This is a genomic window from Kaistella sp. (genome assembly GCF_049588135.1).
Lineage (GTDB): Bacteria > Bacteroidota > Bacteroidia > Flavobacteriales > Weeksellaceae > Kaistella.
Genome location: NZ_JBAVFG010000002.1, coordinates 18526 through 30415, shown reverse-complemented (window position 1 = coordinate 30415; position 11890 = coordinate 18526). Strand labels below are relative to the sequence as shown.

At 34.5% G+C, this 11890-nt stretch carries 9 protein-coding genes; 1 reads left to right on the top strand and 8 read right to left on the bottom strand.

The features are described from left to right. Nucleotides 1-150 precede the first annotated feature (150 nt). The 8 genes from WBY99_RS00235 to WBY99_RS00200 form a co-directional block, all read right to left on the bottom strand. Nucleotides 151-645, bottom strand: a complete 495-nt coding sequence (locus WBY99_RS00235) for a hypothetical protein (RefSeq protein WP_423974355.1) — start codon at nucleotides 643-645, stop codon at nucleotides 151-153. A gap of 61 nt (nucleotides 646-706) precedes the next feature. Continuing rightward, nucleotides 707-1873, bottom strand: coding sequence for a lipopolysaccharide biosynthesis protein (locus tag WBY99_RS00230; RefSeq protein WP_423974354.1), 1167 nt, complete (start codon nucleotides 1871-1873; stop codon nucleotides 707-709). Nucleotides 1874-1961: 88 nt separating this feature from the next. After that, complete coding sequence (locus WBY99_RS00225) at nucleotides 1962-3098, bottom strand: glycosyltransferase (RefSeq protein ID WP_423974353.1); 1137 nt, start codon at nucleotides 3096-3098, stop codon at nucleotides 1962-1964. 70 nt (nucleotides 3099-3168) lie between these two features. After that, nucleotides 3169-3660 carry a hypothetical protein gene (locus tag WBY99_RS00220; RefSeq protein ID WP_423974352.1) on the bottom strand — a complete coding sequence of 164 codons (492 nt, stop codon included), beginning with the start codon at nucleotides 3658-3660 and terminating at the stop codon, nucleotides 3169-3171. A gap of 108 nt (nucleotides 3661-3768) precedes the next feature. Beyond that, on the bottom strand, nucleotides 3769-4551 hold the full coding sequence (locus WBY99_RS00215) for a (Fe-S)-binding protein (RefSeq protein ID WP_423974351.1): 783 nt from the start codon (nucleotides 4549-4551) through the stop codon (nucleotides 3769-3771). A 92-nt stretch (nucleotides 4552-4643) separates the two neighbouring features. Then, nucleotides 4644-5975, bottom strand: coding sequence for a 4Fe-4S dicluster domain-containing protein (locus WBY99_RS00210; RefSeq protein ID WP_423974350.1), 1332 nt, complete (start codon nucleotides 5973-5975; stop codon nucleotides 4644-4646). An 11-nt stretch (nucleotides 5976-5986) separates the two neighbouring features. Further along, a complete protein-coding gene (locus tag WBY99_RS00205; protein WP_423974349.1) occupies nucleotides 5987-6937 on the bottom strand; it encodes an MlaD family protein in 951 nt (316 codons plus the stop codon). A 126-nt stretch (nucleotides 6938-7063) separates the two neighbouring features. Next, entirely contained in the window at nucleotides 7064-9205 is a 2142-nt protein-coding gene (locus tag WBY99_RS00200) for a peptidylprolyl isomerase (protein WP_423974348.1), read from the bottom strand. Between the two features lie 236 nt (nucleotides 9206-9441). Between WBY99_RS00200 and lon the strand changes: the two genes are divergently transcribed. Next, nucleotides 9442-11847, top strand: coding sequence for an endopeptidase La (gene lon, locus WBY99_RS00195; RefSeq protein WP_423974347.1), 2406 nt, complete (start codon nucleotides 9442-9444; stop codon nucleotides 11845-11847). Nucleotides 11848-11890 lie beyond the last annotated feature (43 nt).

The following is an 11890-nucleotide window of genomic DNA, read 5'->3' as shown; positions in this document are numbered from 1 at the left end:
TTATCTACCAAATCCATTTCCTTGAAACCTCTTTTTCCTAAACCTTCTAAAACGCGTTCTTTATTTTCGCGCAAAAACTGAACTTGTAACATATCCTAATTGATGTATATTTCTTCGTAATATTGTAAGAATGAAATGCAAATTTAGTGATTATTTGACGATTTTCACTGTATTTGATTGCCCTTCAACCTTAGTAAATTGAAGCGTGCCATTATACCAAATTTTCGCAACTTGGAAAAGATTTGGTGTTGATTGATATTGAATCGTCATCGTATCATTGGTAACTCTGTTCGAGTCATGAATTTTCTTGGTGAGCCTTAATGCTATTTTCGATTCATAAATTTTCATACTTCCAGAGGAATCGATGCCAATTCTTTTTGCACCAGCGAGATATTCTATATAATTAATGGTATCTGAGTTCTTTTTAATTGAAACCGAAACTGGCGCATTATCTGTTAATCCATAAACATCGTTCATTGAGGTAAAAACATAAGATCCAGATAACTTCGCATTCAACATATCTTGCCCCGCAGAATCGATGTATAACTTGATGACCTGATCTATTTTCTGCACAGATTCCTCACCACTTCTGCAAGAGAGGAATGCAAAAAACATCACCAATGTTAAAAAAAATAGATTTTTCATTGATACAAAGATAATTTATTTTAACTCTTTCAGAGAAAGGAATATTAGACTAGTAATGATATTATTTTTTAAACAATTTCTGAAAGTAAAAGTTCAATTCTTTCCGTGAAGTTAAATAATCCTTTACTCTAAATTCGGTAGTCTGATAAAATTTCCAGAAAAGAATTCCCGAGGAAAGGCAATATGAAACCGTAGTTACAACGCACGCCCCATAAATACCCCAACGTGGAATTGCATAAAATGAAAAAGCAACGGTAATCACTAATCCTGCAATTGATTTGATATTTAAAATCCCAAGCTTATTGATTCCAGAAAAATAATAACCAATGATATTACTTACGGCAATTGCCATGATACCAGGGAATAATAAGAAAATAATTTCTTTGGTCTGATAAAAATCTTTCCCGAAAATCAGCGCATAAACTTCGGCAGGAATTAGAAGAATCAGGATCATAAATAACAAAGTAATCAAAAATGTTATTTTGAGTGAAGTTTTCGTTTTTTCTACTGCTTTTTCTCCACTTTCATTATTAATGACTTCTGAATAGAGAATTACCGCAATACTTCTGCTTAAAGTCCAGATCGCTTCTGAAAAGGTTACTCCGATTGAAAAGATTCCAACATAAGCGAGGCCTTCAAAATATTCTAAGAAATAAAAAGAAAGCCGATAGTTCAAGAATTGGATGAAAGCACTGAGTTGCGATTTCCAGCCGTATTCGAACATATCTTTGAGTACGATTCTAGAAAAACCAATATCCGAAAAATCACATTTAGATAAAAGATGAAAAGAACTTATTAAAAACAGCAATCCATAACAACTGATCTGAGCGATAAAATAAGTGGTAACTTCGGTAATTTTGAGTAAATAAACGATTGCGAGAATAAACACAATGTGAACCGCTTGTTGAAGAATCGTATACAAATTAAACATCTGTATGTTTTTTCTGCCAATGAATAAATTGATATTCGCTGAAAGAAGGGAAGAAAAAATAGAAATTCCGATGAGATAAGAAAGATAATCTCCCTGAAGATAAAAACTGAAAACCAGTGGAACAGTTATTCCGATGACAATAGACCAAAGGTAAGCGTACAAAAGAACTTTCTCAGTTTTATACTTTGAAGCAAAATAAGAAATACTACTTCCTGCAAGTATATTGCTGAAAAACCCAACAATCGCTGAATTTGCAATAACCATAGAAATAGCTCCTTTACCTTCACTGCCCCACATATTTGTGGAAAATATTACTAAGCCGAAGCTTAAAAATAATATAAGAAAACGCGATATGAAAGTTTGAACAACAGTGAGTTGTTTCATCTTAATTTTTGTAAATAAATTGGGTTATGAAATTAAGAAAAGAATTGCGAATAATCCCCCAATTATATTTTTTTTCAAATTCTTTTCGGGCATTATTAGCGTGAATATCATAAGTCTCTGGATGCTCTAAATAATTGCTCAAAACATCTGAAATCATATCTGAATTTTCGGGATCAACGAGATATCCAAATTTAGAAACATCTATATATTCTCTTATCGCTTTAAGATTGGTATAAATAACGGGTTTTCCTGCAGCGATATAATAAAACAACTTGATTGGCAAGCAGTTGTTGTTTTCGAAACTCGAATCTCTTAAATCAAAACAAACATCCGCCTTTGCATAAGATTTGGAAAATTCTTCAAAAGAACTAGGTTTGAAAATAGAAATATCTTCCCATGAAAATTTTTTCAGAAGATTTGAAAAATAAAGCTCATTCGTTTTGTTTTGTGTCGAACCCACAATCAAAATCGAAATTTGAAGTTGCGGTTTTTTCTGTCTTAAACGATCAACAGCATTAAAGAAATTTTCTATTCCCTTTTCTTTTGAAATTTGACCGGTATAGCAAACTGTAAATTTATTGTCTTCTAGTTTTTTGATGCTTTTTGAAATATAAATATCATCTGGGAAATAAGGCAGCAACAACTTTTTCTTGAATGGAAATAGATATGCTAAAGGAAATTTTTTAGAATGCTCTCCAAAGATAAACTGAGTACTCAAAAAACCGGCATATAAATTAATGAGCGCAAATTTAAAAGCATGTACTATTTTAAAAACAGAATTATAGTTTTGTACCATTCTCATAGATGGATACCATTCTGTAATATCGTAAATAATTGCGATTTTTTTCTTACGGTATTTTTTTGCTCCAATTACGGCAAGAGGTTCTGAGCAAATAATAATGTTTGGTTCATAAGAATTGCAAATATTTCGAAATATTTCAATTTTCTGCTTCACTGTTTGATTTAATACAGAATAGGATTCAATCTCAATGCCATCAATAAAGCCCTTATAATCAGAAGAAAGACTGCAAATTTTAACTTTGTACCCTTGCGCTTTCAGTTCTTTTGCCTGATGAAAAAAGATTCTGTCATCATTGTAATGATGCGCTGTTGTTAAAAAAAGTATTTTTCCTGACATCTATTTTCTTTATCTACAATATTACAGAAAACCGCTATAAAGAACAAGAAATCATTTAATGTTCTGGATATTAATCCACATAAATCCCTGCCCAACTTCTTCTTAAAGGTAAGAGGAAATCGCTTAAAAAAGCAAGATAGGTATTTTTGGAAAAATCGAAGACTTCGATATTTTGAGAAATCTCACCATTTTTTAATCCATTTCGGAAATCTTGTAATTTCATGGTTTTAATTTCATTATTTTCCACAAAAGTCGCTTTCATTCTATCGAACAAACCGAGTTGAAATTCATGATCGATTTCTCGCATAATTCCGCCCAAAGAATCAATAGAGCAACCAGATGCAGCTTCTATTTCTTCATCTACACAAACCACAATAAACTGTTTTTTTTCAATTTTAAATGAAGATGAAAGTGGTTTTCCGTGCGCTGCCCACGTTGCCAAAAAATCGTATAATTTTTCGGTAATCACTTTGCTTTCTTTCGGTGTAAAAGTTCTTGATGCTGGATAAATAATCACCCGATAATCGTTGGTTTCTACTATTGTTGATTCTTCTATTTTCATTTTCTTTTACATAATAGATTAAAGAGAAAAGATTAAAAACTAAATCTTTACGGTCTAATTTCTTTGTTCTTTGTTCTTTTTTCTTTGCTCTTTACTCTTTATTCTATATTACAAATCGTCGGCTTCCGCCAAAAGTTCTGCAATATCTTTTACTGAAACCTCTGTGTTATTAAAATGTTTTACGCCATCAGTCATCATCGTATTACAGAACGGACAACCTGTCGCGATGATATTCGGACTTTCTGCCAATGCTTCTTCTGTTCTTTCAACATTGATGTCTTTGTTTCCTTTTTCGGGTTCTTTGAACATTTGTGCGCCGCCTGCTCCACAACATAACCCGTTGGATTTGCAACGTTTCATCTCCACCAATTCGGAATCTAATTTCTGTAAAAGTTGGCGTGGCGCTTCATATTCGCCATTTCCTCTTCCTAAATAACACGGATCATGAAAGATTATTTTTTTTCCTTTGAAAGTACCCCCTTCTATTTTCAAACGCCCTTCTTCCATTAATTTTCTAAGAAATTGAGTGTGATGCATCACCTCGTAATTTCCACCCAAACCTGGATATTCATTTTTGATGATATTGAAACAATGTGGACAAGCCGTGACGATTTTTTTCACGCCATAACCGTTCATAATTTCAATATTTGTGTGCGCCATCATTTGGAAAATAAATTCGTTTCCGGCACGTTTTGCAGGATCGCCATTGCACGATTCTTCTTGACCAAGAACAGCAAATTCAACTCCTACTTTATGTAAAATTTTACAAAGTGCTTTCGTTACTTTTTTGGCACGATCATCGAAACTTCCCATGCAGCCAACGAAAAATAACACTTCTGGCATTTTACCTTCGGCAGCATAATCTGCCATTGTTTTTATAGTGAAATCCATAATTTTAATTTGGAAATATATCAATTTGGAAATTTGAAAATGATGTTACTGGATAAACTTCACATTTCCAAATTTTCAAATTATCTAATTATTTAATTCTCATTCGCCCAATTCAAACGATCGGCTTGGTTGTATTGCCAAGGTGCGGCGTTGTTTTCTATATTGGTCATCATCTGATTCAACTCTTGTGGTGCAGCAGATTGCTCCATCACCAAGAATCTTCGCATCTCAATAATAATAGAAAGTGGATCAATTAAAATCGGACAAGCTTCTACACAAGCATTACACGTGGTACAAGCCCAAACCTCTTCTCTTTGAATATGATCGTCTAATAACTTTTTACCGTCATCTACGAATTTCCCGTTTTTATTAATATTTTTTCCTACTTCTTCAATCCGATCACGGGTATCCATCATAATTTTACGCGGCGACAATTTCTTACCGGTAATATTTGCTGGACAAACTGCAGTACATCTTCCACATTCGGTGCAAGAATATGCATTTAATAATTGAACTTGATTCAAATCAAAAATATCGCTTGCTCCAAATTTTTCGGGAACTGCGTTTGGATCTGTATCTGGTGCAGCTGCATAAGGATCGGCATTTGGATCCATCATCAACTTAATTTCTGCCGTAACAGAATCTAAATTATTGAATTTCCCTTTCGGTTCCAAATTAGCGTACCACGTATTCGGGAAGGCTAAAATAATATGAAGATGTTTTGAATAATAAAGATAATTCATAAAGAATAGAATCCCAAGAAAGTGAAACCACCATGCACCTCTTTCAGTAAAAATTAAAAAACCATTGCTGAAATTCTGGAAAATTGGTCCCAATAAATTTGAGGAAATTGGGAAACTACCATGTTCTAGAAAAACGCCTCTTTGCTGCAAAACCCAGTCGGCTGCATTCATTTTAAAGAAAGCCACCATTAAGGCAAATTCAATAATCAGAATCCAGTTTGCGTCATGTTTTGGCCAACCGAAAAGTTCTTTCATAGTCAATCTTTTCACTCCGTAGAAGTTTCTTCTGATAAAGAAAACTACCACCGCAATGATTACCAGTAAAGCTAAAACCTCTAAAGTTGCAGTAAAAGCACCATACAAAGAGTTTCCAAAAACGCTTGCTAAAAATCGGTGGGTTCCGAAAATTCCATCAATTACAATTTCGAGCACCTCGATATTGATAATAACAAATCCAACGTAAACAATCACATGGAAAAATCCTGCGATAGGTCTTTTTCCCATTTTACTTTGACCGAGAGCAACTTTTGCCATGGTTTCCCAGCGTTTCGATTTTTGGTCAGAGCGGTTGCTTTTTTTTCCGAGTTGAATGTTGCGGTAGATTTCCTTTAAACTTTTAAAGAAAAGTCCGAAACCTACAACGAGTGCGATGATGAAAATAGCATTGTCAATATACTGCATATTGAATGGTTTTAGTCTTTATTATTCTTTCCGAAAACTGAGAAATTAAGATACCTTTTCGGGTTTGTTTTTAAATCTTCTACCAATTTATTCATGTTTTCGGCAGTTTGATTTAGATTATCGTAAAGTTGCTCATCTTTTGTGAGTTTACCAAGGCTTCCTTCACCATTTTGTATGCCTGAAATAATACCGTTCAATTTATCTGCAGTAAGACTTAATTTATCAATGGTGTTATTTAATTTCTTCATATCAACTTCATCTGCAACTCTACCATATTTATCGATTGTAGATTTCGCACTTAAAGTAGCAAGATTTGCATTATCTAAAACCTTCTGAATCCGCGGATCGTTGTTTGCCAAGAGTGCATTTGTTTGTTTTGAAGTTCCTTCGAATGCGGTAACTGTTTTATTCAAATTCGTCAATAACGCTTTAATTTCTGCACGATTTTGATTATCCAAAATTTTATTAGCATTATTCGTTAAAGAGTCTACTCTTTTCAACACTGCTTGTAATTGATCTTTTACAGGACCAACTTGAGATGAAATATTATTCATCATCGAAAGTTGAAATCTTCCCGAAAGGGTATCGCCATCTTTTGCCATGGGACCACCATATTGCAGATTCAGTCGCATTGCTTTGCCAGACATCAGACCTGGTTCAAAAATTTCTAAAGTTGATTTTTTGGAAAACTCAAAATTATCATCAATAATTACCTTTACTACAAAATGAATTCTGCCATCTTTTTCAGTAACAGGAATGATTTTATCAACCTGACCAACTTTTAAACCGTTTATCGATACAGCATTAGACGCTGCCAATCCTTCAACATTATCAAACTTTGCAAAAAATACATTATCGGTAGTAAAGAGACTTTTCCCCTTCATAAATTGGAATAAAAATACGAATCCAATAATTGCTAAAAGTGCGATAAGTCCTGCTTTTATTTCTTTGGTGAATTTCACTTTTCTTTAAATTTTAGGGGACAAATATAATACATTTTAAATAAACCGCTGATAGAGCCAAGGAAACTGAAAACAAAAAAGCGACCTTTTATAGTCGCTTTTATCAATTATCTTATTTAAAAATCACTACTGTGAAACTTTATTATAAATTTCGATTCTATAATCTTTAATTTTTGCATTGTCTTGTAAGCTTTTCAATAATGCCTGACCAAATCGTTGAGAGCTTTGTCCTGCAATTGCTTCAGTCATTTGCTTAAGGTCTCCTGGCTGCTTATTGGTTGTTTCAGATTTTTTCAAAACCACGTAAACTCCTGTCATTCCTTCAACAGGATTAGAAAGTTTATTTTTTGCAACTCCAAATGCTGCACCAGCAACTCTAGGCTCCATCGCACCATTAACTTGTGGGTTCAACATATTTACTTGCGCAGATTGTTTTGTAATGCCAAACTGTCTTGCAATCTGATCTAAGCTTGTCGCTTTGGCTGCAGAGATTTTATCAGAAATCTGTTTAGCCATTAATTTATTTTTTACAATCGGTTCGATTTGCTCTCTTACCGCTTCTGGGCTAGCCATTCCTGCATCTTGAATTCCATTTACATAAGCAACTATTTTGTCACCTGTTCCATCTACTGTGAAAATATCAGTATCTCCTTTTTCTCTTTTCTTATTAAAAGCCCAGGCGATGATGTCCCCATCCTTATCAGTTCCTAAACCAGGTAACTGCCCTTGAAATCTTCCAATCTCAGTAGGATTAGAGAAGTTGTAATTTTCTTTCTTTGCGATGTTTGCAAAATCATTAAAGCTTTTTCCTTGAACTTGCTGAATGAATTTGGTTGCTTTAGTGTAAATTTCGTTTTCTGTTTTATCAGAAGCTTTAATCGCTTTCACTAAGTTGGCAACTTTATAAGTCATCGCTCCCGATTTTTTATCTTCAATATTGATGATATGATAACCGTATTGAGTTTCTACAACCGCAGTTGCACCTTTTCCATTGGTTGCTAAGAAATGCAAATATTCTGGAACGAATGGTGTAGCAGGAGTTGTCCAACCAACACTTCCTCCTTGTGCCGCAGAACTTGGATCCGCAGAATACTTCAGGAATTCTGTAAATTTAGAAGGATCTGCTTTTACAACAGCTCCAATTGAATCTGCCAATTTCTTAGCTTGTTCTTTGGTTCTTGTCGCATCACCTCCTGCTTGATTCCCTTTATAAGAAACCAAAATATGACGAGATAATGTAGAATCCGAAGGTTTCTTATCTAATAATTTAGAAACAACATAGAAATTTTGTTCTTTATAAGGTCCGAAAGTTGCGCCAACACTAGCAGTCGCAACCTTGTCTCTAATCGACATTGGCAACTGATCTTTCGAGAAATAGCTTGGGTTAAATGGCATATCAGAATTCAAAGCAATAAACATGGAATCGTTTGTTGTATTTTGAAAACTTTCTTTTCCACTTACATCACTCCCTTCTGTAAACAATTTATTGATTTCTGCTTGCGTACTTGCATCATCCTGAGCACTTGGTGCTGCTGGGAAATAAACAAGTCCTAAGTTTCTACTTGCCTCTCTCTTGAACAAGATTGGATGTTTTTTGATATAATCAGCTAAATCATTTGTAGTTACTTTAACTGGATTTTTTTTAGCATATTCCGTATAATCAACTTTTACAAAATCAATATCTGCAAGTTGATCTCTTTCCTTCATAATTTCCTCAGCTTCTTTTTTGCTTGCGGTAATTCCAGAAGTTACGTTAGCGAAAAGCTGTCTCGCCATCATTCTGTACTCGATTGATCTTCTTGTTTTCAACCAATTATTATATGCCTCAACATTGGTTCCTTTCATTTGTTCTACTTGACCTTTAAGTTCCTGAACTTTGAAATTACCTTTCTCGTCGAACAACTCTTTATTCTGTGCAAACATAGGATCGAACTGCAATTGATTCCAGAACATATCATCGGTTAAAGTCAGACCCATTTTCTCAAACTGTTGTTTGATGAGTTTAGACTGTACCAACAATTGCCAAGCTTGCTCTTCCAAACCTTTTGTAGGCTGCCCTTGCTGTTGTGCTTGCTGCTGAAGCATGAAAAGTTGATCGTCGAAATCTTCTTTAGTAATCTCTTCGCCGTTTACTTTACCGTAAACACCTGGCTCTGCGCCAAATAGCTTTTCAAGACTATCCGGATTCACCACGAAAGCCAACATTGCTACTGCAATAATTCCCATCAAAAGCCAAGGTCTGTTTCTTATTTGTCCTAAAATTGCCATCTTTTTTGTATAATTTTATCAGTTTGCGAAAATACACATTTTTAACAGATTAGAAAAAAAATTGTACACTTATTTAAAACCGTCTGCAAGGAGGCGGTAATTTTGTCTAAATTTTTGCTTGGCATAATGCTTGTCAAATTACAGATTACTTATTAACATCCGTACTTAAAGGAACAAATACGGGTAATCACCTTTAATTATCTTTAAAAAATGACAATTTGTCATTCCATAATATTATGACAGAATTTGAAGACCTTAACTTTGACGAGATTTTAGACGACGCTTTTAGTATCGTATCTGAAGAAATTAATATTTCTGATATGATGGATACTGATGAAAACAATGATCAAACTGTATTTCCAATTCTGCCAGTACGGAATATGGTCATGTTTCCTAAAGTAATCATCCCAATTACTGCAGGTAGAGAAATGTCGATCAAACTTTTAGAAGAAGCACAACGAAACAATGAATTCATTGGCATCCTGACCCAGAACAATTCCAGTATTGAAAACCCAACAACTGGTGATTTATTTCAAGTTGGAACATTGGCGAAAATCCTTAAAATCATTAAACTTCCTGAAGGAAATATTACCGCAATAACCAGAGGATTCCAAAGATTTAAAATAAAAGAATTCACCGCAACAAAGCCTTATTTCAAAGCAGAAATAACCAAACTCAAAGACACTTCTACCAAGAAAAAAGAAGAGTATGAAGCCTTATTGGAAAATGTAAAAGATCTGGCGTTGAAAATAATAGACATTGACCCAAACATTCCAAATGCTGCTAGTTTTGCTATTAAAAACATTACCGATAATGAGGATTTATTAAACTTTGTTTGTTCCAATGCTAATTTTTCACCAAACGAAAAACAGAAATTATTAGAAGAAAAAAGTCTGCTATTACGTGCTGAGAAATGCTATGCGCTGATGCATGATGAATATCGCAAACTAGAATTGAGAAGTCAAATTCACAACAAAACCTCAAAAGACCTTGACAAACAACAGCGGGAATATTTCCTGAATCAGCAGATCAGAACCATTCAGGATGAATTGGGAGGCGGCCCGGAATCTGATGTTGAAGAACTTTTGGAAAAAGCCAAAAAAGTAAAATGGAACCAAGAAGTTGATGAGCATTTCAAAAAAGAAATCAATCGCCTTCAACGACAAAATCCGAATTCTCCAGATTACAATGTACAACGCAATTACCTGGATTTCTTTACAGAATTACCTTGGGAGAAATATTCAAAAGATGTTTTTGACATTATTAAAGCCGAAAAAGTTTTAGACAAAGCCCATTACGGTTTAGAAGATATTAAAAAAAGAATTTTAGAACACATGGCGGTTTTGAAATTGAAAAACAATATGAAATCCCCGATTCTATGTTTGGTCGGTCCTCCGGGAGTTGGTAAAACTTCACTTGGGAAGTCTGTTGCCGATGCTTTGGGCAGAAAATACATTCGTGTTTCTTTAGGTGGACTTCATGATGAATCAGAAATCCGTGGTCACCGGAAAACCTATATTGGTGCGATGGCTGGAAGAATTTTACAATCTATTAAAAAAGCGGGAACGTCTAACCCAGTTATTGTTTTAGATGAAATTGATAAAATAGGAGCAGGAATTCATGGAGATCCAAGCTCGGCTTTATTAGAAGTTTTGGATCCGGAACAAAATAATTCATTCTATGACAACTTTCTAGAAATGGGTTACGATTTATCGAAAGTGATGTTTATTGCGACAGCAAACTCCCTTTCTACCGTTCAAAGACCATTACTTGATCGAATGGAAATTATCGAAATTGCAGGTTATACTTTAGAAGAAAAAGTAGAAATCGCAAAACGACATCTTATTAAAAAACAACAGGAAGAAAATGGCTTAGATGTAAAATCATTTAAACTCGGAAATCCAGAATTGAAACACATCATCGATGCTCACACTTCGGAAAGTGGCGTTCGTGGTTTAGAAAAACAAATCGCAGCTGTTGCGAGATGGGTTGCGTTGCAAACCGCAATGGAGAAACAATACGACCCGAAAATAACGGTGGAGAAAGTAGATGAAATTTTAGGCGTTCCTCGTCCGAAAAGTTTATCGGAAATTACTGGAGTTCCTGGTGTTGTAACTGGCTTAGCGTGGACTCAAGTTGGTGGCGATATTCTCTTTATTGAAAGTATTTTGAGCGAAGGCAAAGGAAATCTCACGATGACCGGGAATCTTGGCAATGTAATGAAAGAATCAGCAACGATTGCTTTAGAATATATCAAATCTAAACATTCCGAATTAGGAATTTCGTCTGAAGAAATTCAGAAAAACAACATTCACGTTCACGTTCCCGAAGGGGCAACTCCAAAAGACGGACCTTCTGCAGGAATTGCAATGTTAACATCAATTGTTTCAAGCTTTAAAAACAAGAAAGTAAAATCTCATCTCGCAATGACTGGCGAAATTACATTAAGAGGAAAAGTGCTTCCTGTTGGTGGAATTAAAGAAAAATTACTCGCCGCAGCAAGAGCTGGAATCAAAGAAATAATCCTTTGTGAAGCCAACCGCAAAGATGTGGAAGAAATCAAAAAAGACTACCTTAAGGACTTGAAAATCAATTACGTGCAACGAATGAGCGAAGTCATCGATTTGGCAATTGAGAAATAATAAACACAAAACGCTTCAATTTATTTTGAAGCGTTTTGCATTA

What these genes read in the sequence shown, in the direction of transcription:
- WBY99_RS00235 (WP_423974355.1), bottom strand. Translation starts at nt 645, where the DNA reads ATGAAAAATCTATTTTTTTTAACATTGGTGATGTTTTTTGCATTCCTC.
- WBY99_RS00230 (WP_423974354.1), bottom strand. Translation starts at nt 1,873, where the DNA reads ATGTGGGGCAGTGAAGGTAAAGGAGCTATTTCTATGGTTATTGCAAAT.
- WBY99_RS00225 (WP_423974353.1), bottom strand. Translation starts at nt 3,098, where the DNA reads ATGTCAGGAAAAATACTTTTTTTAACAACAGCGCATCATTACAATGAT.
- WBY99_RS00220 (WP_423974352.1), bottom strand. Translation starts at nt 3,660, where the DNA reads ATGAAAATAGAAGAATCAACAATAGTAGAAACCAACGATTATCGGGTG.
- WBY99_RS00215 (WP_423974351.1), bottom strand. Translation starts at nt 4,551, where the DNA reads ATGGATTTCACTATAAAAACAATGGCAGATTATGCTGCCGAAGGTAAA.
- WBY99_RS00210 (WP_423974350.1), bottom strand. Translation starts at nt 5,975, where the DNA reads ATGCAGTATATTGACAATGCTATTTTCATCATCGCACTCGTTGTAGGT.
- WBY99_RS00200 (WP_423974348.1), bottom strand. Translation starts at nt 9,205, where the DNA reads ATGGCAATTTTAGGACAAATAAGAAACAGACCTTGGCTTTTGATGGGA.
- lon (WP_423974347.1), top strand. Translation starts at nt 9,442, where the DNA reads ATGACAGAATTTGAAGACCTTAACTTTGACGAGATTTTAGACGACGCT.